The following is a 21,268-nucleotide window of genomic DNA, read 5'->3' on the forward strand; positions in this document are numbered from 1 at the left end:
CAATGCCTTTTTGCCATAGGTCTTCAATCATTTTAATAATCTCTTTTTTCGGACGTCGGTAAAATGCAGATTACAAATAATGTCTGATTTGAATTGGAGAATACTATGAATGAGAAACTCATTGGATAGATCAATATCTGCAAGAACATTATCAGTGCACTGATTAATAACTTTCTCCGTTATTAGTCTTGCCAACTGCTTGTGCTGATTGTTTTGAAGGTCCACTCCAAAGCCTAAATGCCCTAATCGACTATCTATATCCCGAGGCTTTTTTGTGCCCCGTTTTCCTTTGATACTAACCCAATTAAACTCTGGTGCTAAAAAGGGATAAAGCCAAACGGGAATAAGGCATATTTCTGGATTACTCAAATCTTTAAATCCTAGGTCAATGCGCTCTTCGCGACTAAGGTCATTCGGATCAATCGAAAAATCACCTTCAGACTCCTGAACCAAGGAAGGGATTTTAGAAATTCGTTCAAACCAATGCTCGGGCTGGCCATGGGCATAAAGTAAGGCCTCAATAGATTCGTTGAGAATAAATTCACGAATGATCTTACATTTTTCAAAAGTGCTTTGGTAACTCATATTAAGCAATAATATTTTGGGAAAATTCGATTGTAAACCAGCGAGAAAAACTGATGTACCAGCATTCGAGAGGCTTGGAATAAGCCACCCGGTTTTCTTTCTTTTTAAAGCGGTAGCTCATTCTGTAACATTCTAATTCGCTGCCAAAGAATGTCACAGTAGGGTCTAAGGGAAAAACCTCGCACTTCATGCCATATTCTTGGTTAATCGATTTTGGAGGTCCAGTACGGTTATAAGCATGGGCTCTTTGGTAAAAGGGCAGATGGGGTGTTTTGTCGCACGCATAAATAGTAGTTTAATATTCATCAAATATAGAAAATCTGCAAAAAGAAAGAAAAAAATTCGAAAGTGATTTTTTTGGGCATAAAAAAAGCCCGGGAAAATCCCGAGCTTTCAACCTAATAAATGTATCCAGGTTAATAAAAATAGGCGCCACCCCATCGAAAGGGCTGCGGCTGACGATGCTTATAGCTACCCACTGGCGCGAAATCCTTTCCGGAAGGTCCAACATTGATCACCGGCTCACACAATACGGCTGCTACCTGTAGGCTTTCCACCTGGTAGAAATCAACCGCTTCGATCTTTAGATCAATAGCCGTGAAAGATTCCGTTGCATCCACTTCGCAAAAAATGGGCGCTTCTGCATCTTCAATAACCTCTGCTAAGCTGACTACTGGCGCAAACGCTAAGCCCGCAAGCACTAAAACAAGATGTTTTTTCATGTTTGAGATTTAGATTAGACAAAACGAGCTTTAAATATATGTAGAATAATCTACACTAATCACTAGGCAAAACTTCCCAATCTTTTGCCAATGAATCAGGTACAGTTGGACACCAACTGGTGATCAAGTTGCTAGAATTAACTAAAGCAAATTGATCTTGATAATAAATTGCGTCAATTTGATTATTGGAGAAATCAAATCGTTTTTGAAACTCCTTTTTTACCGATTCGGGCAAAGATTGCATTTTAGGTACTATTTCTTTCTTGATTATAGAAGGAACTTGTCTAAATACAAACTTTCCGCTATCCGCCCAGGATTTGCGTCGGGCCATTTTACCCTGTTCTAATGCATTGATTGCATCGCCAAAACTTAAAGTCATAATTCAATATTTATATTACTTGTCGAAATATAGAAAAATCTACACTTTAAAAAGTTTCTTATTGAATCGCTTCAAAGTTGTCTTTGAAATATTGCTCGGCCACTAGCCATTGATCTTTATAGTTTTTCGGGTTTCGAGCAATCATATCTCCCAGCTTAGGAGATCCATGATTGATATCTTCTGGAGAAATTGAAACCTGAATGCCACCAGGAAGAACTAAAGCATGTTTAAGCTTGAATAGGTCAATATGCTCTTGGGTAACTTCGCGTAATTCAGCGATTTGTTACGACGGTATTTTTTAAACTCTGACATTGGTACTAATTAAAATGAACAAATAGATTTTAAGATTGAGCTTCTTGGTATTTGGCTCTTTTACTCCGGTTGGTTTCACTTTCATAAAGCCACCAAAGCGCTTCCCTTAATTTTTGTTCTGCAATGAAATTTGAACTACACTGAAAATGAACTTGAAGATTCAAATATCTTAGACGGCTGAGTAAAGCTTTTAGCACTTCTTCCTCAGTAGTGCCATTTTGGATCGTCTTTAAAGGCCCATTAGAGTTAGGTAGTTCATCTCCAGGGCAGGATTGTTCGACAAAAACTAGACACTGATTGGATTTACCTTCATAGTTTTCGAGGTTGTATTCATGTCCCATCGTTCTTCAGTCATAATGTAAATTTTGTGGTTGCATCAAATGTAGAAAAATCTACCTCATTGATATTTAATTCTACTCAAAGGCTTCAATTTCCGGGTTGGCCCCTTTCCCCGGGCGGCATATTGATCGGTTTGGCTTACATCATAATGGCGGGCTTGGTCGCGTACTAAAATGGAAGGAATACCCGCCCGTAGCATATCAGTAATGCCCGTATCCTTCAGGGAATAAAATTGATAAGCCTTTAAAAAGCCGAGTTCCTGACGAAGTTTGGTCCATTGATCACTAATTTTTTTGGGGCTTAAAGCCTTGGGGCTTGGCCTAAAATCGGGACCGGTAAAAAAGTGCTGATCGGACGCATTTTTTAGATAGATACGCAAAACCGTTGCCACGGTTTTAGGGATGGTAATCGTATCATCTTTGCGGTTCTTAGAATACTTGGCCGGAATAAGCACCGTGCAACGCTCCAGGTCAAAGTGATGCACGCGAAGCTTAGTAATTTCTGTACGTCGGATAAAAAGATAATATTCTACTAAACAAAGCACATAGTAACCGTAATTGGTCTTTTCTAGGTGCTTGAAAATTCGAAGCCGTTCTGAAGGGGGAATGATTTTTCGTTTTTTCTCACCTCTGGGATTTTCCGCAGGCCCAAGGCTGGATTTACATAGAGGTAGCCGGCCTGAATCATCCATTCGCAAAAATTGTGAAGAAAGCCTAGGTAATTATTGCGGGTCCGCGCTGATCGTCCTAAATCATGGTAGACAAAGTCTAAAAATGTGATAATGGCTTCTCGCTGAAAGCCCACACAATTGGTATGCTCCCAATGGGAATATGCTTTTCAATCATCGATAGATACGACCGGTATGAGCGCAAAGTATCAGCTCTTACGGTGCCCTCTTCAAATCGTTTTTCCTTTTCGCGTAAAAACTCGCGGGCCGCATCCGGTAATAAACTCTGCGATCGTGAAGCTAATTCCTCTGCCAGAGGATTCCAGCCCCGGGCCAATCGCTCATTTAACTGCCGGCACATTTCCTTTCCCTGGCGCCGGCGCTCACTAATCTTTTCAATGCGATTCCATTTAATGCGTCGCCTGGAGAGTTTCCCCGTGCGCGGATCTATCACATAAAAAGCAATATACCAGGTGGCCCCTTCGTGGAGCTTGGCAGGATAGTAAGGTAAAACGGTAGACATGGCAAATGCGGGTTTTAGCTGTGCTCAGGCCACGTAAAACGTGATCTGTTGTCAAATTATTGACCCGTATTTGTCCCGGTTGGGTTTTTTAGAAGGCAAAAGCCCTGATATACAGGGCTTTTATTGATGGTAGTAGCGGGGGCCAGATTTGAAAATCAAGGAAAATCGCTCTGAATCCTGCATTATACCGTTGTTATATTGCTTCTAATTGTCCCGTATCTGTCCCGGGACAAATCGCGTCAACTGTAGATATATCAATGCTTTTGGCGCAATTCGTGATTTTCTTCTAACACTTTCACGTACTTATCCTTTAATTCTTGCACTTCAGGAAGTGGCAAAGCTTCAGGATGAATGTCTGTTTTGTCAATAAATAGGCGCGGATCAACCTTCAAGATTTTAGAAATTTCCTCTAAAGTTTGAACAGTTAAAGTTTCTCTCTCTATGGATTGCCATAAACCAGTACGGCTAACATTTAATTTTTTGGCAATTTGATTCAGGTTAAATCCTTGTGATTCAATCTGATGCTTTAGGAGTTTGTAGTTCATTAGTGAATATTATGCGAAAAGAATAATAAAATATTTGCTTAGTGTAGAAAATTCTACTAATATTGTTGCTCAATATTTATTGTTTTAATAATAATATCTATAAATGAGCAAAAATACAATAATTGAGAAAGCGCACTTAGAAGTGCGAAAAGGCATGGCCTTAAGATATTCGGCAGGAATGGAAATTCCTGATATCTACTCATGGGCCGCGAGTGAAACCGACCAATCGATAAAGTATCTTAAAATACGGCATCGTTTAGGAGAAATTCGAGAGCTATTGAGGGAAATGAAGGCAAAGGAATTGGCTGAATTTTCCAAAATGCCTGCTTCAATATGAAAGTGGCAATATTGACAGCCGTTTGGCAGCGTCCATTGATTTGGGCAATTTGGCTGCAGCACCACTTTCCAATTTTTTCGGCATTAGATCATGATTTTACAATTTACGTAGCCGGAAATGAGATTGAGCATAAACAGCACCTTGAAAAGTTTTCCAAAGCTTATGGTATATCCGTGGTTTGGGTGGAAGTTGAAAACCACCCTGTAAGTCGAAAATTTAATAAGGCTGCAAAACGAGCCTTTTCTAAAGGTTATGATCAGTACTGCATTATTGGCAGTGATGATTTAATGACTAAAGGGTATATCGAAACTGCATTGTTAAATGCTCCTATTTGTGGAACCAGGGAAGCTCCTGTAGTTAAAATAAATACAGACTGTAGCACTTATTCCACTGTTCGAGAGATCGTTCATCAAAATACGCCTATCAGTTATTTTGGACCTGGTAAACTTCCTCTATTAGGATCTGCTCGCTTCTTAAGTCAAGTTGTAATGCAAGGCTTAAAGGGAAGCTTATACGATCGCATTATGAATTCTGGATTAGATGCGGCATTAGACCGTAGATTATTTGCTCTACACAGAGAGATATCACTAATCCCCATGAGTTTCGAAGATGATACCGTGGTTTTTGTTCTAAAACACGGTGAGAATATAAATAATTGGGTTTGGTTTCAACACTTAGAGAAATTAAGTGTACCAGATCAGAATATTCGCAAGTTAGAACTTTTGATTCGATCAGCCAAAGCTTTTTATGTAGAACCAAAAATAGTAAAGCAAGATGCATAAAAAGGAAAATACTCTATTCAATATAGTGGTGCATGAAAATTGGCTTTATGATGCTGTACCAGTTCTTTCGGTTTGTATGCCGATTCGCAAAATGCATCACACCTATCATATTGCTTTAAAAGCCCTCTGTAACCAAGATTCGGACGTGCCTTGGGAATTACTGATTTTTGCTGATCATGATTCAATTACTGAAATAGCGTTACTTCATATTTTAAGTTTTTACGAGAAGCTGGCTGCTGCCGACTAGTTATAGTAAAAGACAAGCGTTTAGATTATTCTTGCCATCTTTCCTATAAGTGGACTTTCCTTTTTCATATTGCCTCGCCTACTTCTTTGGTTTTTGTTCTGCAAGCAGCGGATTGTTATAGTGATGCCGATCGTTTAAGTAAGCATTTTAGGTATAGACTTGCACTATGGCAACATTATTCATCCGGTCACTTTTATGACTTAGGGACAAAGCAATTAAGCCAATTTCGATTACCATATAAAGCTAAAACCGGATTGGACATGGCTATTCGAGCCCGGGAAGCGCGTAAAATTTCATTAGTCGATGAAACTAACAATGTTAGTAAATCGGTAGATGGTTGGTTATTCAATCAGGTTAAAGCAAATTTTATGCAAACCAAGGATTTAGGACCAAAGCAGCAGGGTTTTGATTTGCATGGTACAAATCTAATTAGCAAAGAAAGGGGGCAATGATCAATAGCTTCTCACCTCCGTTTTTCCCTCCTTTAGATGATTTTGCTTTACCAGAAGATTGTATGGATCTATTAGCCCAGGCTGAAAAAGATTCGAAAACTGCTTAATTCTTAAGCATTCAAGCACTTTTTAATAGACAGTGCATCATCCTAAAGTCTGCATTATCATGCAGGTTTCAGTACAACAATTATGTAATTAGGTAATACAACACGAAATAATCGGATGTATATAGATCAGCAGGAAATCTTTGCTAAAACTAATGGTGGCCTTCAAATCATCTTAGATTACTATAAAAATGCACAAGATGCACTCGATAAGAAAGGTCAAAAATTTAAAATCAGGGATTCCGAAAAAACCGCTTCAGCTTCTTTAAAGCAAACAAGTGATGGTAACTGGATTGTTACCGATTTTGGTGGTGATGGTGAACACCGCAACGGTATTCAAGTCTGCATGCTCGAAGAGGGTATTGAAGAATACCGCACCGCTCTACTATTTCTAGCACGCAAATATGGTGTAAAGGGTGAAGATGGTAAATCATTAGGTTTTGATCGCGGATATGAGAAATTACCGATAGAGGATGGCATGGAGGAAAACCAATACCTCTATAAGATCAAGGATTTTACTGATAATGAGCTTTTGGTATTAGGGCCTGGCGTTACGAGAGAATTATGTCGAAATCACCATTTATATAGTTTAGAAAGCTACACTTATGTTTCAAAGGATAAGAAAACCGGTGAATTAGTTCAGCATATTTGGAAAAGCACCGATCATTATCCTGTATTTCAATTCAATTTTGAGAGTGGCCAAAATGAATGGAATAAAAGACTGGAGCCCAAGGCGCTAAAGAAATCCGAGCGCTTCCGGTATAATGGGCAACGTCCTAACGGCTACATAATGGGCTTACATTTAGCTCAACAGCGATTTGATAAGCTAAATGCTGATGTTTCAGAAGTAGAGTATGATTCTATGGATGAAATGGAAAAAGCGGAAAGCCGGCAAGATAAAAAGCTGCCGGAAATTATTATTTGTGGGGGAGATCGTGATGCATTAGCGACGGAAGCGGCTACCGGGTGTACTGTGGTTTGGTTTAATTCGGAAACTGCCAAAATCACTTTTAAAGACATGAAAAAGCTTCAGCAATTGGCTTACAAAGTCTATTACCTGGGAGATATTGATTCAACTGGTTTAAAGGTGCAACATTCGCTTGGAATGCAACATTTGGACTTGCATTTAATACGGTTGCCTATGGACCTACTTAAGAAAAAGGACCACCGTGGTAATCCTTGCAAAGATGTGCGTGAATATCTGAACTATTATAAAGCGTATGATCTTAAAAAGTTAATTGAGGTAGCAGTGCCATATCGTATGTGGGATGTGCGCTTGGTAAAGCATCCTACAATTGAAAAAATGTGGATTCGAAAATATGAAGTCAACAATCTACAACTTTATAATTTCCTCGAAGGAAATGGATTCTATCGATTTAAACTACCTAATGTAAAAACAGGGTATATCTATATCCGTGTACAAAATGGAGTAGTAGAGGAAATTGATCATGTGGAAATTAAAGCTTTCATCAATCAATTTCTTGAAGGCAATAAAGCCGAGCCGGCATTAAGAAATGCATTCTATCGATCGCGTCAACATTTAGGAGAGCAATCACTATCTAATCTTCGCTTAAAAAACATTGATTTTAAGGATTATACGGAGAAAAGCCAATTAATGTTTTTCAAAAACCGTGTATGGAGAATTACCAAGGATGAAATTGAGGATTACCGGCCAGGCGAAATAGAATGTAATGTTTGGGCCGATGAAGTGATTGATCATAAAGTGAAAGTTCTTCCTGACCCTTTTACCATTACTAGAAATGAGCAGGGTGAATATGATATTAAAATTGAAAATAAAGAATGCCTTTTCCTGCGTTACTTATGGAATACTAGCCGTGTGCATTGGCAAGAAGAGCAATCTTTAAAGCGTAAAGGAGAAAAATTAGCTCCGGAAAAGCGCCAAGAGGAAAAGCTACACTTAATTAATAAAATTTACACTTTAGGATATCTGTTGCACCGATATAAGGATCCTTCCAAGCCGTGGGCCGTTTTTGCTATGGATAATAAAATTAGTGAAGATGGTGAATCTCATGGAGGTTCCGGAAAGTCCATTGCATATAAGGCCGTGCGGTATTTTATGAAGTCTGTTACTCTCGAGGGACGAAACCCGAAGCTAACTGAAAATCCACACGTTTATGAGAATGTTACTAGCCATACCAACTATATTCTAGTCGATGATGCGAATAAGTATCTGAAGTTTGACTTTTTCTATTCACAGCTTACCGGGGAAATGACGGTTAATCCGAAGCATGGTAAACAGTATGAAATACCGTTTGAGGATGTCCCTAAATTGGCCATTACCTCAAACTATGCCTTAAGGGACGATTCTCCTTCTACCTATCGCAGATTACTTTTTTCAGTGTTTTCGGATTATTATCACGAGGATAAATCAGGTGAATATGGTAGATCCTGGAGCCCTAAAGATGAATTTGGTAAAAACCTGTTTAAGGACTTCACTGAAGATGAGTGGAATCACTTTATCAATACCATGGCCAGATGCCTACAGGTCTTTTTAAAGTACCCAAAAATTGATCCACCTATGGAGAACGTTACCAAGCGCTCTCAACTAACTCAAATGACCCAAGATTTTAAAGACTGGGCAGATGTCTATTTTGCTCCGGATTCATACGCTGATCAATGGATAATCAAGAAAGAAGCATACGATAATTTCAAGGAACATTTTCCAGGGGCAGTTCGCACAAAGTTCAATAAAATCAACCAGTTCACTAAAGCTCTATGGATTTATGCAGAATATCGAGGATGGGAATTAAATCCTGTTGCACTTGGCAGGGATGATAAAAAACGCCTGATTCGAACAGTAGGTGCACCTGCAAAAAGCACAGAGCATATTTACATGCAAGCTAAAAAAGAACTGTTCGATTTGCATGGTAAATCCCTTGATTCAAACCCTCAAGATATATCAGATGATGATGTGCCATTCTAAAGAAACTACAAATCCACCGGTTGTAAAGCATGTGCATACCCTAGTACAGTGTAAAAGCATTAAAGATTTTGTGGATTTTAAGAAATCCGCTAAAATTTTGAATATGCCCTACTGGATTCGGACCAAAGAAGGGGTGATGTGGTTTGAGTTTGTGCGTGCGGAAACTTCAAAAGAGGACCTTCTGGCAATGATTAAGCAGGGCATTATTTACATTTTAGAAAGGCATCGTAAAGGTTATGAATAGGAGGTTAACAGTTGGGGGCCTCTTCTCCGGAGACGGTGGTTTTGAACTTGCTGCTCAGTGGGCAGGTCTTACTCCAGTTTGGAGCAACGACTTTAACAAGCATTGTTGCGCCAAACTCAGACGAAACTTTGGGCACAGGATAATTGAAAAGGATATAAACGAAATCGACCCTAATGAACTCGAATCAGTCGACATTATTTGCGGAGGAGACCCCTGCCAGCCAAGCTCATTGGCAGGCTTGGGAAAAGGCACGGAAGATCACCGCTACAACTGGCCAGCGAAATTTAGAATTGTACGGGCCTTACACCCATCTTTCGTCCTTAACGAAAACGTTGTTGGAACGATTACCAACGGCATCCTTGACCGGAAGATTGATGATTTGGAAAGTGAAGGCTACACCTGCCAAGCGTACACTATACCAGCTGAAGCCGTTGGAGCGCTCCATCGTCGGGACAGAGTTTGGCTTGTCGCTTATGACCCCAACCGAAAGCTGTCAGAGGCCCGACAATCCGGCGAAAAGAACAAGCATAGCCCATCAAAAGAAGTTCGCCAACCTATCGAGCCAGTTGATCTTTGGCCTTTTGATACCTACCCCGACAGTCAACGACTCCACCAACAGCACAATGCCACCCAGTCAAAAGTATTGTCGGAAGGGGTATCAAGGTACTTTGGTTTCGGCCCTTCTGCACATGGGAATATCTCCAGGGACATTATTGAATCCGGAATTATTCGAATGCTTAATGGGCTACCCGAAGGGATGGACTATGCCGATAGAAACAACCGAATAGCCGAAATGGGAAATGCAATTGTTCCTCAGTTGGCCTACGAGTTTTTCTTATGGATGAAATCAATATTGAAGTGAAAATGAATTTTACACCATATTCAGAAGTATTCTTACTCGACTTAGCTGAATTAGTAAACGAAGAAAAGCGCCAAAATGGAGAGTTTTTCATTTGGAAATTTCCTTATCAATAACCAAAAGCTTTACTATGGAAAATCAGCAAACCCAAGAGAAACTAATCATTAATGATAAGGAGGTTTTTAAATCACTTTACCACCGCTATCCCGATATAGATGATCGTTGTGAGATATTGGAAATGTCAGAATATCGTCACCAAGAAAAAACATTCGAAGTGCCTATGTTCTCTCCACTTGTTTCGATCGAAAAGCTAAAGAAGCGGTTGGCCTCTGTAAAATGGGCTGATAATAGATACTTTATAATGGTTGATTGTAGTGTGGATGTTCCATTTGGCGCAAAGGTATTCTGTGAAACAAAAAAATATAGGTTAATCGGGGATCAACTCACCTACATCGGATCGAGAACCTTTGATAAAATAGATCAAGCCATTGAAATTGATTTAAAGTTTAAGTGTGTCAAAGTTTTAGCTCAAGAGCTTCAAGTTTTCTATCCAGCTCAGCACATTCCTAATACGTTGCCAGAATATTGGTTTCAGAAAACCTATATGATTCGTCATTTCGATGTTAACATGCTTAAAAATGAAGGCTTTAAACACTAATAATTAAAAGGATATGACTTTAGCATTCTCCCAACAAATCAATGGTGAACCAACGCATTTTGTAGAAAAGATATGGGCTTCACTTCCAAAGCTAGAGGTGTATTCTGATGATTGGATACAATACTCGAAATTTGACGCCTTAAGAACATATCCGCCTAAAAACCACACAATAAGAGAGGATAAGTCGGATAGATGGCACGCTGGTAGAGATATTCATTTTGTGATTAACAATCGGACACCCGAAAGAAAACAATTTGCGCCTGTAGTAAAATGCCGTTCTGTTCAGAAAATAGTAATTAAGCATTTAAAGATTCTTCAAAGAGGCGGAAACAAGTTAGAAAAGGCTACCGTATGGATTGATGGCGGATCATCAGAATGTTTTTGGATAAATGGGGAGATTAAAAATTGTGCATTTACTATCGAAAATCTAGCACGAAATGACGGTTTCGAAACTGTTGAGGCATTCTTCAACTATTTCAATAAAGACTTCAAAGGCAAAATCATTCATTGGACGCCTTTAATGTACTAGCTATGAATTTGTTTACAGACAAAGAGTGCGATTATTGCACTCAATCTCTCATAAGTGCTAAGAACCCTCTTTTTTTTGATGGATTTCGAGATACCAGGACCGGCCAATTAGTTTGCTGGCATTGTAGGGAAGTCCATTATCAACAAATTCGAAAGGAGCTAAATGGAGGCATAATTTATAGTGAGATGCCAGAGTATCTATAAATTACAGTTGCTCGCCTCTGATCGCCCCTATTTCAGGGGCTTTTTTATTGCTCGCCTTTTTTGGTCGTTCTGATGCGCCTATTCCAATTCTGACCCGGTTCCAAAGACCCTTTTTCCCCTTTTCCCCTTTATATATATTTATTTAAAAATTATTGTAATAATGTAACTTAAAAAGTTAAAACACTATTATACAACTACTTAAGGCGTTACCTTTTTATTACACTTTTAGTTTTCAATTACACTTTTTCTGTAATCGTAAAATTACATGCATCGATCAAATACACTTTTCTACCAGGTAGAAGCATCTAAATACAAAGTTCTGGTAATAATCTAATTGATTGTATTTCAATTGATTTCATGTTGTATGGCTAATTGAATACAGAATCACACTTTTTTCGTGCTTTAGATTAGATGATCTAAAGTGTAGAAATAACAACCGGAAAAAAATCAATTTCTAGCCTAATGATTGAAAATTCAACATCAATGCATTACTTTGCATGAGTAAAGTGTATGAGCGTGCAAAAGAAAATAACCTACAAAGTGGATTTGTTAAGGGTTTCATCAGCCTTAACTCTGAATGGAGAAAAGCAATTAGAAGCCGTGCCCTTAATTGAAGAATTAAAGGCGGTTAACTATTACTTACCAAATGATACTATTTCATTAGGTAAAACCAACTTGTACCTGGTAAAAGGTCGTTTACCCCACCCAAAAAAGGAAGATCATTTTGCAATTACCGTTGTTGAAACTAATGTAAAGGACCCTTTTCAAGAAAATGGACAGTAAAACCATTTTTCGGATCGATGATCTTAATCGGAGTAATTTACATCCGGTCATTTTAGATTTTTTGATGTGCAATCCACAATCAGAATTTAGCCTAGAACAAATTCACGATTATGTAATTGGTCATTTCAAGATTGATTTGCATTCATCTTCCCCTCGACAACGGACCAATTTTGGCTTTAGGCTTCGCTCAACTTTGGACCACCTTAATTCAATCAAAATTTTACAAAAAAGTAAAGTAGTCGCGGCATTATCTGGAGGCTTCCGAGTTAAATATCGATATAACAAATTGAAAGCATGAATGCAATTCAGCGCATGGCAATAAAATCACTATTACCGTTGCTTGGTGATGGTATGACAGTGGCATTTGATGCCTTTGAATCAGTTGATTTAAAAGAAGGCGAAGATCGGGTAATGATGTGGTTTTGGCCAGAGAATAAAACCCGTAAAATTTTGGTTATGCCGGTAACTGTAAATGCAAAGGGTGAATACCTACGCAACCTTTGGGATGAACCCAAAACAGTGGAAAATGCATTAAGCGAACTTTTAAAAGATGCTGATTTATGAGTGAAGAACTGGTAGATAAAACATTAAGTATTGAGGCACTTAATCAGTTAAATTCAAAGGAAGAAATTTTACCTGAGTTTGATCCTACAAATCCCGTTAGTTGGTTTAGTGCTTTGGATGATGAAGATGCAGAGAAAGCCGAACAGGCTTTGGGAACCATGCTTACTAATCGATTCCAAGAAGGCCAACAATCGATTTTTGAAGGCTACTTGTGCTTAAAGGCCACCCCAGAAGTTATTGAATTAGTGGAGCGATTAATTCAAGAGCGTATTGATAGTCCAGATTACCCGGAAAGCGATCGTATTCAATGCCTGGTAACTATGATTAATGCCATTCGCCAGTAATGACTACAGAGTATCGCGAACTTACTATAGAGGATGTAACCTCGGCCTTTTCAGATAAAGGACGTCGAACGGGTGCTAAGCTCCAATCACAGCAAAATGAAACTGCTGAGACAAAGACTGAGGGCTCAGAGGCTAAACCTTCGGATTTCAGCAACTTTCTTCATGCTGAGGGAAAGCCCATTGATGAGAATGAGGGTATAAATACTAGTGATAAATCAGATCCAAAAGATGGGCCTGATGCTAAATCGCGTAGAAGTGCTCGATTAGTAACTAGCCTAATAAACTTATTTGTAAGTCTTTCCTGTCAAGCTTATTCCGGTATGCCAAATCGGGATATGTTCAAATTTGATCCGGAAGAAAAGACAGAAGTAGAAGATGCGTTTGCAGAATATTTTGAAACTATTGATGGTGATATCAGTCCCGGGTGGATGGTAATTATTGTATTAGCAATGATCTTACTGCCAAAGGCTTACGAAGCCCACAAATACAGACAAATAAATCGTAAAAGTGCCGCTAATAGAAAGCAAAGGGAGAAAGAAGAAACTGATATTGAGGAGGCCCATGTATTAGAAGAAGTCGATGAGCATACTATTGTAGACTTAGAGGAGAAAATGCATGAATGGAACCGAGAGGCCAATGAAAAAGGAGCACCAATTTTATTCAGAGTAGATCCAGTTCCAACCGGACTATGTAAATACCATTGGTATTTTGAAGATCGCCAAATTTCGGCTACAAGGGGAGACTATGCCGATCAAAACGCGGCTCTCAGTTGGGCGCGTCAAATGAGTATTTACAGTAAAAAGGGGATGAACAAAGATTGGATTACTAATTTATAGCTGCGCGGGCTTTTTCGCGAACGTTCTTTGTCCGTATTATTTCGGCTTTCGGCCCGGGAATGAAGGCCCCGGGCCTTTTTTAACTAAACACTAAAACAATGCATTACGTCCTTACATGGTTAGATTCTCATCCATCTATTTGGATTGTTGTTGCCATCATTGGTTTTATGCTTTGGTGTTATTTTAATTCAAATGGTCCAGGCAATGGGTATAGGATTCAGCATAGATGATGAAGAGGCTAAAATAGCCTTGTTTGCCGGCGTTCGGAAAACTGGTAAATCCACCAAGCAAAAAGAGCTCACAATGGCATGGCTAAAATCTGGTGGACGTGCTGTAGTAATTCCTTCCTCTAAATACGAGCGAACTTTTCGATCGGTACCAAGAATTAAGCCGGAAAATATTCCCAGTCTTCCTCCAGGAAAACTTGCAGCCATTGACTGTACGGATCAGCATGAATTTGGAGAGGTATTAAAATACTGTGATGACATTCTAATAGTATGCGATGACATTAAAGGCTATTTACCTAGCAATGGACTAACTAAAGAAGTGCGTAATGCCTTTATAAGTTCGCGCCATCGAAATGTAAATATGACCATTGCAATGCATGGGCTTACGCATGCGCCTCCAGAGTTCTATGATTTCGTAAACCTTATTTTCTTGTTTCGAACAAAAGACAATTTGAATCGTCATCGAGATAAGTTTCAAGACCTGGAGAAAATGATTGAAGTACAACGGCAGGTAAATGAAATTGCGCATCAAGAAAAAAATAAGTACTATTTTAAGATCATTGAATATGCTGAGTAACAGAGCTAGGGGGCAACAAAAAGCACTGTCAGCGTCGTTAATAGTAAATTTAAACCATAATCTATGAGTACAGAAGACCTCGACCCACTAGCTAAACTATCTCCTCAGGTTGCAATGCAAAGTGTAGAAAAAGCGATGATCTGCTTAGTTGAATCCCCTACCTTCGTAGGCATGAATGCCGCTGAACGCTTCGATGTGATGGATGGATTAGTATTATTGAAAAATCACTACTTATCCATCATTGAAAAGCCTTAGATAGCTTAAACTTTAGAAAAAAGCGGTTGATTTTTGATCAGCCGCTTTTTTTGTTAATTGGTAGGAATAAAATTTCTTGATTATGTTGAAGTTAAAAGTTTTGCCTATTGCTATCGTCTTCATGGCATTTTTAAATAGCTGTTCTCAAAGAATCGCTGATCTTACTACGGTGTCTACTCGCGATTTAGATGATCGTAAAACCCATGTGCTTTTAGAAAGGTACGTGAAGGGAACAGATAGCAGCATTGATAATATACTGTTTATTGGTCCTTGGAGCTCCCCTGATATTGAAGATGCTATTGATGATGCAGTTCGAGAGGTACCAGGCGGTGAGTATATGAAGAACGTCGTTATTAGAGAACGTCGATGGGGTTTTTTGTTAATGTCTTTTCGCACATTTACTGTAGAAGGTGATGTATATGGCATTGCTCCGTCCGAAAAATCAAATTGATAAAGTGCCCACTTTAGCTAAAACCTTGTTAATCTGTATAAATAGCCTAATTATTTCTATCAATTTAACTGATTCATTTACGAGGAAATAATTCTGAATGACTTTCGAGAAAAGTTTAATGCAAACGAAGCATTCAGATTATGAAAATTCAAAAACCTAGTAAGGCTCTTGCGGTGGAAGTAATGCCATCTGCTCAATATGAGCAAGCTTACAAACAAGCTAGTATTGGTCGCCAGGTAAATAACCGGCCCATTAGTAATATTGGTGCAGTAGCGCAAGGTGGTGGCCTTGGTTTTGGTTCCGATATTATGCCGGAAACCATTACGGCCAATTATGCTAATGAGACTGCAACCCCGGTTACAGTTATGTTATTTGATCCACTGGGCATTAATGCCGGTATTTTGGGAGGCACTTATGTAGATCCAACTTCTTGGAGTGGCGGACTGTCTAATGCCTTAATTAAGGAGTTTTTCAAACATCGGCCTTCTAGTTTCAAAGGTTTCAACTATCGCGTTACCACCGGTAGTGCCGCACAATTTGATCAGGCCGTGAAATGGCATAAGGGTCAAATTGATGGTTCTTCCGTTACTAGACCTTTAAACATTGGCCAGTATCAGCGTAATACTCAGCAAAACACGCTGATTCAAACTATCGATACGCAGTTTTATATCGATCAGTTCTCAGCCATGACTTTTGTTGTAGGTGCAAACACTACCATTGCAGTTGACTTTGTCTTTGGCGAAGTGCTGAACTCAGTAGTGGGCGGCTAATATTTCTCATCCGGACCTTGAGCAATGCTTAAGGGTCCGGCCTTTTGTTTTACGAGAAAATTAGACCTATGCAACTTACACCACAAGAATTATCCATACGCTTGGCTGAAGAGCCATTGCTATTTGCAAAAGTAGCCACTGACAATAATCCTGAAGATATCAGTCAAAAACTGATGGATGAGGGGATTATTAATGGTCCAGCACGAAACCCTGAATTGCTCGACTTAATTCTGCAAGTAGCACCTCAAATGAATCCCTCTCAATTGATATTCATTTTTGACGTTCCTTTTAGTTATAATCCAGATAATGAGGCTAGTGATGCGGGTTTTTTGGAGACATTTAGTGTGGTTGCTGATCGGAAAGGCTTAACTCCGGATAAAGCTACTTGGTCCACGCTTTACCCGACTTCAGCCGCAAGTTTGGGAGAGGCGCAAAGTGATTTTGTAGAAGGCCTAGAATATCCTCCGATCACCAGCACCCAAAACTTACCACTCAGTCGCTGTCAGGTATGTGCAATCCGAAGAGTTAAAACCCTGCTATTGGTAGGCATAGCTCTTTTATTAGTAATCATCCTTATCAAGAAGTGGTAAAATGAACTTAGATCCTAATTCAACAGAAGTTCCCGGATCCAATCCTACTGAAGTGGTTGATCAAACCGCTACCGGAAAGCAGAGTAGCTTTAACTGGAACGCATTTTTTAATACTATGGGAACAACAGCAACGGGTTTATTTGGAAATGGTGGAAATGCTGCCAATCGTAATCCAAGTGGGCCTCCATTTGTTTTTGAATCCAAGAGTAATTCAACTCTATGGATTGTGCTCATTGTGCTGGTTTTAGCCGCAGTATTAGCTTTTTACCTAATTAAAAAGCGATAGAGGTGGATCCAGCTTCAGCACAAATGATTGGCCAAGGCCTGGGCTCAGCTACTGAGCAACTTAACAATACTAATGCGCACGCCTATGTGGTACCCAATAGCTATTCCCAAATTCCATTCTATTTGACGGTAGTAGTGGTTTTTGCGGTAATAGCTGTTGTGGGTTTCGCGCTTTTTAGAAAAAAGTAAAATGGCGAATTGGTTATCATTTGGGGCAGGATGTCATACGGTTTGGGGCTCAGTAACCCGAGGTGCCGAGTGTGCAGAGGAAAACCGTAGGGATGAAATTTACGGCGAATTTAAAGCCTATGATCAGCAATTATTTGACCGAAGTATAAAGGAACGCGAGTTTCTTTTTGGGCAATATCAAGAGATTTTAACAATGCTTGTGCTTTTTGTTTTAGGTGCAGCATTTCTAATCTATTATTTACGAGACTAATGGACCAAAAGGCATCACGTTTATTATACCTGGTAATTGCTTTGGCCTTAGCAGCTTTTGGTTATTACTTCTTTTTTCTACCGGCTCGAAAAAGAGCTGCAGAATTAAAAATTGTGGAAGCGCAGGCTGAAGGAATGTCTGCGGATGCTGCTACTCAGTTAGCAAATCTGGAGGTGATGCAAGAGCAGGCAAAATTAGCTAGGAAGGCGAATCAAACTGAAAAAGCCCGCAGAAATGCATTGGTTTGGTTTGAAACGGAATATAATCCTCGTTTGCGCAATTGGCTTCGAGCATGGTTATGGACAAAGCCAACCGGCAAAGATTATTATCGCATTCATGATCAATCCTACATGAATTGGCTAAACAAAAATTTAGCAGAGGCTGGAGTAAAACGCGTCAAAGATGGATCATTAGGAGCCCTCCCATTAGGATGGACTTTAACCACGAATGGACAAAAACCGGGAAAAGAAATTTTAGTGGTGCCAACGCCCACTGGCAATATTTCTGTGGTAAATCCTCAAACGAATTACCCTCAAATTCAATTAGGGGTAACACCAAAATAATAAACTAAAAATCAGTACCATGAAATTATCTGGTAAGACTTTCATTTTCATCGCAGGTGCCATTATTGTTGGTGGTGTTTTAGCTGCTCTAAGTAGCCGATACTTAGAAACTAAAATCACTGAACGCAAATTGGAAAAAGCTGCCGCAGAAGGTGAATAACCAAGGATTTAAAAATATCCTTTTGACGGTCCTTATTGCTGTAGTGGTAGGGATTAGTGTAGAATACGCAAAACGTAAAATTTGGAAAGATGAATCGTAAAACTTGGATTATTATTGGAGTAGTATTGGTAGTGGCCGGTGCTGGTCTTTGGTATTACAATTCAAAGAAATTGAGTGTATCAGTTTCTGAGAAAGAACCCGTGTAGCTGTATGAAAGGGACAGGATTAATTATTGTTACCCTTGTTGTATTAGCGTTAACAGCATGGGCTATTGATCGATATCTTAAAGGGCAGAAAATTTTACCCAAGGTAGCGACCAATAGCTATAAAACGGGAATTTTCGCTATTTCTCCCGGTACTCAAGGAAATATTACAGGGCCTAATTCGGCTCGCAATGCGCTAGGGTTATGAAATCCTTCAAGGTTTGGGGCCTGGTAATTTTGGCTAGTGTAATTATTGGATTAGCTGTTTTTAGTCTTTTTAAACGAGGTAAAAGCACAAATACATCTAATGGGGGTTCCTCTAATGCCAATGTGCCTCCTGTACCCTGCGATTGGCCGATTAGATACGGAAATAGTGAGCCTTGCAATTTGGTTGAAAATCTTCAGATTGCTATTAATCGCTTTCCTATTGCAGCACCCCCATTAGAAGAGGATGGGCTATGGGGGCCTCTAACTGCTGAAGCTTTGAAAGCCCTTGGAAAGTCGGATATAGCTTATGGGCCTATTAGCCAAAGGCAGTTCGCTTCGGAATTTAGTTTTTAAAAATGGATTTTTTAACACAAGGTGGACCTATCAAGCTAAAACATGAAGTAGATGTAAAATCATCCCTTTATTTAGCTGCTGGCATTTTTCTGGCAATTACGTTAGGAGTGATGCTAGGTACTGCTTTAGTAAAGCGGTAAAACGTGAAGCAATCTAAGGTATTGCAATATTCAGCAATTGGAGCCGGAGCGGTAGCGCTTGGGCTTTTTCTGTTCTACTACTTACGCAAAAACTTTCCATTACCGGGGTCTTTACTTTTTGCCTCCAGAGATATTAAAAACTACATCAAGCAGGAAGAAAAATTGCGGTTAAATGCATACCGCGACCCTGGAGGCGTTTGGACTATTGGCTATGGTCATACTTCAGATTCTAAATTTCCGGTGAATGCAAATTCCAGAATTACCCAAAAAGAGGCTAATTTAATTTTTGAGCATGATGTAGATGAGGCCGAACACTGGGTTAGAGAGCGATTAAAGCGATCCATTACACAAAACCAATTTGATGCTTTAGTGTCTCACACCTTTAATACTGGGGGTAGTACCAGGTTAATGAAATTGGTGAATGAAAATGCGCATCCTGATGATATTTATCACTGGTTTACTTCTCGATATACTTCCCAAAATGGTCAATTACTAGCTGGATTATTAACCCGCCGACGTGAAGAGGCAGAAATATTTTTTGCCTCGTGAAACGATTCTCAGAAGTCAAAGAAATTGATCGCTCCAAGATCATTGTAGATCCTAAACTTTTTCAAGGTAGGCAATCCGAATTTTCTGAAGATACAGTTAAGGCAATTGTATCAAAAGGCGCTTATGACCGTAGTGCTGAGCCTATCATATTGTGGTATGATGCGGAAAGAGAAAAGTATGTTGTAATTTCTGGACATTCTCGGTTTGAAGCCTCCGAAAGGCTTTACAAATCAGGAAAGCAACCGGATTTGAAAACAATGCCGGCTAAACTTTTCTTAGGTGATTTAGATGATGCTATCGATTATGCTACTTTAGAAAGTAATCGAGGGAGTACGGAGGAAGGACTAGTGTCCGATATTCAAGCTTATCGTAGGGCTGTTGCCAAAGGTTTTAATCGTGAAAAATTACTGTCAATATTTAAGCCCGAAAGTAAACTGAATAAGCTTAAAGATTTAAGCTATTTAAATCCCAAAGGCCAATTTGTTGAGGAATTGAGCAAATCTAGCGCTCGTTCTTTTCCCTATTTAGAAAGAAATTCGAGGTGGGTAGGTCAGTTGCGTAAAGTGCTGCCTCAACTTACCGATAGCCATGAACAGGAGCTTTTTAATTATTTCTATAAGGGTAAGCCGTCTGCTTTAAAGCAAGGCAAAGATCAGTTTTTTGATTTGGTTGATAAACGAGTAAACCGCATTGATTTTGATTCTAATAAAGCTTTGAACCTTGAAAATAGGATCAGCGCAAATGCCTTGACTGATCCTATAACAGAGCAGTTAAAGGACTTAGAAAAGGATATTACTGAATTTCAAAAGCGCATTCAAGCTAAGCGACAAAATATTATTAGAGCTAAGGAAGCAAAAGTTCCGGATGCTGAAAAAATCATTTCTACTCTTCAAAAAGAAATTACCCAGTACGAAGCGGCAATTCTTCGTAAAATGGAAGATCAAAATAAATTGCGTCAGCAAAAGGGAAAAATTGAGCGGGAAACGGTGGTTGATTTATTTAGTCAATCTGAGGAAATTCCTGCAAAGAAAAAACCATCTGAACAGATCAAAGAAAAAACTGAAAGGTTAACTGATCGCGAATATCGCGAAAGCCAAGTTCCTAAAATTGTAGAAAAGGGAGATTTAGCAAACCTAATTTACGATGGCCAGAAGTACTTTGGTTTAAAGGTGAAAGAAGTGGATTTCTGGAAGGAAATTTTTTCAGTATTGATCGTTGGGTTTACATTTTAGAATTACCATCAGGAAAGACAGTTCGAGAAGATAATAAAGCCAATGTTGAAAAGTTTGATCCAAGTAAAAACAAAAAAGGAGAGCAGGAAAATGCATATCCTTTACTGGATCCAACTGGTCGAATGTATAAAACTGCAATTTCTGCCTGGTATGCTTCAAGTATGTCTCCGGATCGTCGTGGTCGTTCCTTTATGGCTGAGCATGAAAGGTATTTAAATGAAATACAGCAAGAACTTATTGAACTAGCCGAAAAGCATGATACTAAAGAGTTAGTTACCCCTGCTTTTAATAGATATTTAGAAAAATAT

Annotated in this window: 34 protein-coding genes; 27 read left to right on the forward strand and 7 right to left on the reverse strand. The window is 39.2% G+C overall.

Annotated elements, in window-relative coordinates; translation table 11 throughout:
• Positions 1-27 precede the first annotated feature (27 nt).
• The 7 genes from H4K34_RS11340 to H4K34_RS11370 form a co-directional block, all read right to left on the reverse strand.
• Positions 28-585, reverse strand: a complete 558-nt coding sequence (locus tag H4K34_RS11340) for a hypothetical protein (protein WP_210757541.1) — start codon at positions 583-585, stop codon at positions 28-30.
• A 416-nt stretch (positions 586-1,001) separates the two neighbouring features.
• Positions 1,002-1,307, reverse strand: a complete 306-nt coding sequence (locus tag H4K34_RS11345) for a hypothetical protein (protein ID WP_210757542.1) — start codon at positions 1,305-1,307, stop codon at positions 1,002-1,004.
• Positions 1,308-1,362: 55 nt separating this feature from the next.
• A complete protein-coding gene (locus H4K34_RS11350) occupies positions 1,363-1,686 on the reverse strand; it encodes a Thoeris anti-defense Tad2 family protein (protein WP_210757543.1) in 324 nt (107 codons plus the stop codon).
• A gap of 341 nt (positions 1,687-2,027) precedes the next feature.
• Positions 2,028-2,339, reverse strand: coding sequence for a hypothetical protein (locus H4K34_RS11355; RefSeq protein ID WP_210757544.1), 312 nt, complete (start codon positions 2,337-2,339; stop codon positions 2,028-2,030).
• Between the two features lie 56 nt (positions 2,340-2,395).
• Positions 2,396-3,028, reverse strand: a complete 633-nt coding sequence (locus H4K34_RS11360) for a tyrosine-type recombinase/integrase (protein WP_210757545.1) — start codon at positions 3,026-3,028, stop codon at positions 2,396-2,398.
• A 76-nt stretch (positions 3,029-3,104) separates the two neighbouring features.
• Positions 3,105-3,527: a hypothetical protein gene (locus H4K34_RS11365; protein WP_210757546.1), complete on the reverse strand. Its 423-nt coding sequence runs from the start codon at positions 3,525-3,527 to the stop codon at positions 3,105-3,107.
• Between the two features lie 254 nt (positions 3,528-3,781).
• The gene (locus H4K34_RS11370; protein ID WP_210757504.1) at positions 3,782-4,072 is read right to left on the reverse strand and encodes a helix-turn-helix domain-containing protein; all 291 of its coding nucleotides are present in this window, start codon (positions 4,070-4,072) and stop codon (positions 3,782-3,784) included.
• A gap of 103 nt (positions 4,073-4,175) precedes the next feature.
• On the opposite strand from H4K34_RS11370, the gene H4K34_RS11375 reads away from it, so the two are divergent.
• The 27 genes from H4K34_RS11375 (at position 4,176) to H4K34_RS11505 (ending at position 20,960) form a co-directional block, all read left to right on the forward strand.
• The gene (locus H4K34_RS11375; RefSeq protein ID WP_210757505.1) at positions 4,176-4,409 is read left to right on the forward strand and encodes a hypothetical protein; all 234 of its coding nucleotides are present in this window, start codon (positions 4,176-4,178) and stop codon (positions 4,407-4,409) included.
• On the forward strand, positions 4,406-5,191 hold the full coding sequence (locus H4K34_RS11380) for a hypothetical protein (RefSeq protein ID WP_210757547.1): 786 nt from the start codon (positions 4,406-4,408) through the stop codon (positions 5,189-5,191). The genes H4K34_RS11375 and H4K34_RS11380 overlap by 4 nt, the downstream gene beginning before the upstream one ends.
• Entirely contained in the window at positions 5,184-5,438 is a 255-nt protein-coding gene (locus tag H4K34_RS11385; RefSeq protein ID WP_210757548.1) for a hypothetical protein, read from the forward strand. Before H4K34_RS11380 ends, H4K34_RS11385 begins: the two co-directional genes overlap by 8 nt.
• 254 nt (positions 5,439-5,692) lie before the next feature.
• Positions 5,693-5,890 carry a hypothetical protein gene (locus H4K34_RS11390; RefSeq protein ID WP_210757549.1) on the forward strand — a complete coding sequence of 66 codons (198 nt, stop codon included), beginning with the start codon at positions 5,693-5,695 and terminating at the stop codon, positions 5,888-5,890.
• Positions 5,891-6,112: 222 nt separating this feature from the next.
• The gene (locus tag H4K34_RS11395) at positions 6,113-8,938 is read left to right on the forward strand and encodes a hypothetical protein (protein ID WP_210757550.1); all 2,826 of its coding nucleotides are present in this window, start codon (positions 6,113-6,115) and stop codon (positions 8,936-8,938) included.
• 103 nt (positions 8,939-9,041) lie between these two features.
• Positions 9,042-9,182: a hypothetical protein gene (locus H4K34_RS11400; protein WP_210757510.1), complete on the forward strand. Its 141-nt coding sequence runs from the start codon at positions 9,042-9,044 to the stop codon at positions 9,180-9,182.
• Positions 9,175-10,044, forward strand: a complete 870-nt coding sequence (locus H4K34_RS11405) for a DNA cytosine methyltransferase (RefSeq protein ID WP_210757511.1) — start codon at positions 9,175-9,177, stop codon at positions 10,042-10,044. Before H4K34_RS11400 ends, H4K34_RS11405 begins: the two co-directional genes overlap by 8 nt.
• 127 nt (positions 10,045-10,171) lie before the next feature.
• Positions 10,172-10,699 (forward strand): hypothetical protein, encoded by a 528-nt coding sequence (locus H4K34_RS11410; RefSeq protein ID WP_210757512.1) that lies wholly within the window; start codon positions 10,172-10,174, stop codon positions 10,697-10,699.
• A 13-nt stretch (positions 10,700-10,712) separates the two neighbouring features.
• Positions 10,713-11,228, forward strand: a complete 516-nt coding sequence (locus tag H4K34_RS11415) for a hypothetical protein (protein ID WP_210757513.1) — start codon at positions 10,713-10,715, stop codon at positions 11,226-11,228.
• A gap of 719 nt (positions 11,229-11,947) precedes the next feature.
• Entirely contained in the window at positions 11,948-12,214 is a 267-nt protein-coding gene (locus tag H4K34_RS11420; protein ID WP_210757514.1) for a hypothetical protein, read from the forward strand.
• A 294-nt stretch (positions 12,215-12,508) separates the two neighbouring features.
• The gene (locus tag H4K34_RS11425; RefSeq protein WP_210757515.1) at positions 12,509-12,778 is read left to right on the forward strand and encodes a hypothetical protein; all 270 of its coding nucleotides are present in this window, start codon (positions 12,509-12,511) and stop codon (positions 12,776-12,778) included.
• Positions 12,775-13,122, forward strand: coding sequence for a hypothetical protein (locus H4K34_RS11430; protein WP_210757516.1), 348 nt, complete (start codon positions 12,775-12,777; stop codon positions 13,120-13,122). Before H4K34_RS11425 ends, H4K34_RS11430 begins: the two co-directional genes overlap by 4 nt.
• Positions 13,122-13,958, forward strand: coding sequence for a hypothetical protein (locus H4K34_RS11435; protein WP_210757517.1), 837 nt, complete (start codon positions 13,122-13,124; stop codon positions 13,956-13,958). The genes H4K34_RS11430 and H4K34_RS11435 overlap by 1 nt, the downstream gene beginning before the upstream one ends.
• Before the next feature lie 204 nt (positions 13,959-14,162).
• Positions 14,163-14,762, forward strand: coding sequence for a hypothetical protein (locus tag H4K34_RS11440; RefSeq protein ID WP_210757518.1), 600 nt, complete (start codon positions 14,163-14,165; stop codon positions 14,760-14,762).
• Positions 14,763-14,825: 63 nt separating this feature from the next.
• The gene (locus H4K34_RS11445; RefSeq protein WP_210757519.1) at positions 14,826-15,017 is read left to right on the forward strand and encodes a hypothetical protein; all 192 of its coding nucleotides are present in this window, start codon (positions 14,826-14,828) and stop codon (positions 15,015-15,017) included.
• An 82-nt stretch (positions 15,018-15,099) separates the two neighbouring features.
• Positions 15,100-15,468, forward strand: a complete 369-nt coding sequence (locus tag H4K34_RS11450; protein WP_210757520.1) for a hypothetical protein — start codon at positions 15,100-15,102, stop codon at positions 15,466-15,468.
• 140 nt (positions 15,469-15,608) lie between these two features.
• Positions 15,609-16,238, forward strand: coding sequence for a hypothetical protein (locus H4K34_RS11455; protein ID WP_210757521.1), 630 nt, complete (start codon positions 15,609-15,611; stop codon positions 16,236-16,238).
• A gap of 68 nt (positions 16,239-16,306) precedes the next feature.
• The gene (locus H4K34_RS11460; RefSeq protein WP_210757522.1) at positions 16,307-16,828 is read left to right on the forward strand and encodes a hypothetical protein; all 522 of its coding nucleotides are present in this window, start codon (positions 16,307-16,309) and stop codon (positions 16,826-16,828) included.
• A gap of 1 nt (position 16,829) precedes the next feature.
• Complete coding sequence (locus H4K34_RS11465; RefSeq protein WP_210757523.1) at positions 16,830-17,114, forward strand: hypothetical protein; 285 nt, start codon at positions 16,830-16,832, stop codon at positions 17,112-17,114.
• A 2-nt stretch (positions 17,115-17,116) separates the two neighbouring features.
• Positions 17,117-17,302 carry a hypothetical protein gene (locus H4K34_RS11470; RefSeq protein WP_210757524.1) on the forward strand — a complete coding sequence of 62 codons (186 nt, stop codon included), beginning with the start codon at positions 17,117-17,119 and terminating at the stop codon, positions 17,300-17,302.
• Between the two features lies 1 nt (position 17,303).
• On the forward strand, positions 17,304-17,552 hold the full coding sequence (locus H4K34_RS11475; RefSeq protein ID WP_210757525.1) for a hypothetical protein: 249 nt from the start codon (positions 17,304-17,306) through the stop codon (positions 17,550-17,552).
• Positions 17,553-17,593: 41 nt separating this feature from the next.
• Positions 17,594-18,115: a hypothetical protein gene (locus tag H4K34_RS11480; RefSeq protein WP_210757526.1), complete on the forward strand. Its 522-nt coding sequence runs from the start codon at positions 17,594-17,596 to the stop codon at positions 18,113-18,115.
• A 19-nt stretch (positions 18,116-18,134) separates the two neighbouring features.
• Positions 18,135-18,275 carry a hypothetical protein gene (locus tag H4K34_RS11485; protein WP_210757527.1) on the forward strand — a complete coding sequence of 47 codons (141 nt, stop codon included), beginning with the start codon at positions 18,135-18,137 and terminating at the stop codon, positions 18,273-18,275.
• 210 nt (positions 18,276-18,485) lie between these two features.
• Positions 18,486-18,686 carry a hypothetical protein gene (locus H4K34_RS11490; protein ID WP_210757528.1) on the forward strand — a complete coding sequence of 67 codons (201 nt, stop codon included), beginning with the start codon at positions 18,486-18,488 and terminating at the stop codon, positions 18,684-18,686.
• Positions 18,683-19,039 carry a hypothetical protein gene (locus H4K34_RS11495; RefSeq protein WP_210757529.1) on the forward strand — a complete coding sequence of 119 codons (357 nt, stop codon included), beginning with the start codon at positions 18,683-18,685 and terminating at the stop codon, positions 19,037-19,039. The genes H4K34_RS11490 and H4K34_RS11495 overlap by 4 nt, the downstream gene beginning before the upstream one ends.
• A gap of 143 nt (positions 19,040-19,182) precedes the next feature.
• A complete protein-coding gene (locus H4K34_RS11500; protein ID WP_210757530.1) occupies positions 19,183-19,728 on the forward strand; it encodes a lysozyme in 546 nt (181 codons plus the stop codon).
• A complete protein-coding gene (locus H4K34_RS11505; protein ID WP_210757551.1) occupies positions 19,725-20,960 on the forward strand; it encodes a hypothetical protein in 1,236 nt (411 codons plus the stop codon). The genes H4K34_RS11500 and H4K34_RS11505 overlap by 4 nt, the downstream gene beginning before the upstream one ends.
• Positions 20,961-21,268: the final 308 nt, after the last annotated feature.

This window comes from Croceimicrobium hydrocarbonivorans, from assembly GCF_014524565.1.
Taxonomy (GTDB): Bacteria; Bacteroidota; Bacteroidia; order Flavobacteriales; family Schleiferiaceae; genus Croceimicrobium; species Croceimicrobium hydrocarbonivorans.

Coding starts and splice junctions, on each gene's coding strand:
- H4K34_RS11340 (WP_210757541.1), bottom strand. CDS start 585: ATGAGTTACCAAAGCACTTTTGAAAAATGTAAGATCATTCGTGAATTT.
- H4K34_RS11345 (WP_210757542.1), bottom strand. CDS start 1,307: ATGAAAAAACATCTTGTTTTAGTGCTTGCGGGCTTAGCGTTTGCGCCA.
- H4K34_RS11350 (WP_210757543.1), bottom strand. CDS start 1,686: ATGACTTTAAGTTTTGGCGATGCAATCAATGCATTAGAACAGGGTAAA.
- H4K34_RS11355 (WP_210757544.1), bottom strand. CDS start 2,339: ATGGGACATGAATACAACCTCGAAAACTATGAAGGTAAATCCAATCAG.
- H4K34_RS11360 (WP_210757545.1), bottom strand. CDS start 3,028: ATGGATGATTCAGGCCGGCTACCTCTATGTAAATCCAGCCTTGGGCCT.
- H4K34_RS11365 (WP_210757546.1), bottom strand. CDS start 3,527: ATGTCTACCGTTTTACCTTACTATCCTGCCAAGCTCCACGAAGGGGCC.
- H4K34_RS11370 (WP_210757504.1), bottom strand. CDS start 4,072: ATGAACTACAAACTCCTAAAGCATCAGATTGAATCACAAGGATTTAAC.
- H4K34_RS11375 (WP_210757505.1), top strand. CDS start 4,176: ATGAGCAAAAATACAATAATTGAGAAAGCGCACTTAGAAGTGCGAAAA.
- H4K34_RS11380 (WP_210757547.1), top strand. CDS start 4,406: ATGAAAGTGGCAATATTGACAGCCGTTTGGCAGCGTCCATTGATTTGG.
- H4K34_RS11385 (WP_210757548.1), top strand. CDS start 5,184: ATGCATAAAAAGGAAAATACTCTATTCAATATAGTGGTGCATGAAAAT.
- H4K34_RS11395 (WP_210757550.1), top strand. CDS start 6,113: ATGTATATAGATCAGCAGGAAATCTTTGCTAAAACTAATGGTGGCCTT.
- H4K34_RS11400 (WP_210757510.1), top strand. CDS start 9,042: ATGCCCTACTGGATTCGGACCAAAGAAGGGGTGATGTGGTTTGAGTTT.
- H4K34_RS11405 (WP_210757511.1), top strand. CDS start 9,175: ATGAATAGGAGGTTAACAGTTGGGGGCCTCTTCTCCGGAGACGGTGGT.
- H4K34_RS11410 (WP_210757512.1), top strand. CDS start 10,172: ATGGAAAATCAGCAAACCCAAGAGAAACTAATCATTAATGATAAGGAG.
- H4K34_RS11415 (WP_210757513.1), top strand. CDS start 10,713: ATGACTTTAGCATTCTCCCAACAAATCAATGGTGAACCAACGCATTTT.
- H4K34_RS11425 (WP_210757515.1), top strand. CDS start 12,509: ATGAATGCAATTCAGCGCATGGCAATAAAATCACTATTACCGTTGCTT.
- H4K34_RS11430 (WP_210757516.1), top strand. CDS start 12,775: ATGAGTGAAGAACTGGTAGATAAAACATTAAGTATTGAGGCACTTAAT.
- H4K34_RS11435 (WP_210757517.1), top strand. CDS start 13,122: ATGACTACAGAGTATCGCGAACTTACTATAGAGGATGTAACCTCGGCC.
- H4K34_RS11440 (WP_210757518.1), top strand. CDS start 14,163: ATGGGTATAGGATTCAGCATAGATGATGAAGAGGCTAAAATAGCCTTG.
- H4K34_RS11445 (WP_210757519.1), top strand. CDS start 14,826: ATGAGTACAGAAGACCTCGACCCACTAGCTAAACTATCTCCTCAGGTT.
- H4K34_RS11450 (WP_210757520.1), top strand. CDS start 15,100: ATGTTGAAGTTAAAAGTTTTGCCTATTGCTATCGTCTTCATGGCATTT.
- H4K34_RS11455 (WP_210757521.1), top strand. CDS start 15,609: ATGAAAATTCAAAAACCTAGTAAGGCTCTTGCGGTGGAAGTAATGCCA.
- H4K34_RS11460 (WP_210757522.1), top strand. CDS start 16,307: ATGCAACTTACACCACAAGAATTATCCATACGCTTGGCTGAAGAGCCA.
- H4K34_RS11465 (WP_210757523.1), top strand. CDS start 16,830: ATGAACTTAGATCCTAATTCAACAGAAGTTCCCGGATCCAATCCTACT.
- H4K34_RS11475 (WP_210757525.1), top strand. CDS start 17,304: ATGGCGAATTGGTTATCATTTGGGGCAGGATGTCATACGGTTTGGGGC.
- H4K34_RS11485 (WP_210757527.1), top strand. CDS start 18,135: ATGAAATTATCTGGTAAGACTTTCATTTTCATCGCAGGTGCCATTATT.
- H4K34_RS11490 (WP_210757528.1), top strand. CDS start 18,486: ATGAAAGGGACAGGATTAATTATTGTTACCCTTGTTGTATTAGCGTTA.
- H4K34_RS11495 (WP_210757529.1), top strand. CDS start 18,683: ATGAAATCCTTCAAGGTTTGGGGCCTGGTAATTTTGGCTAGTGTAATT.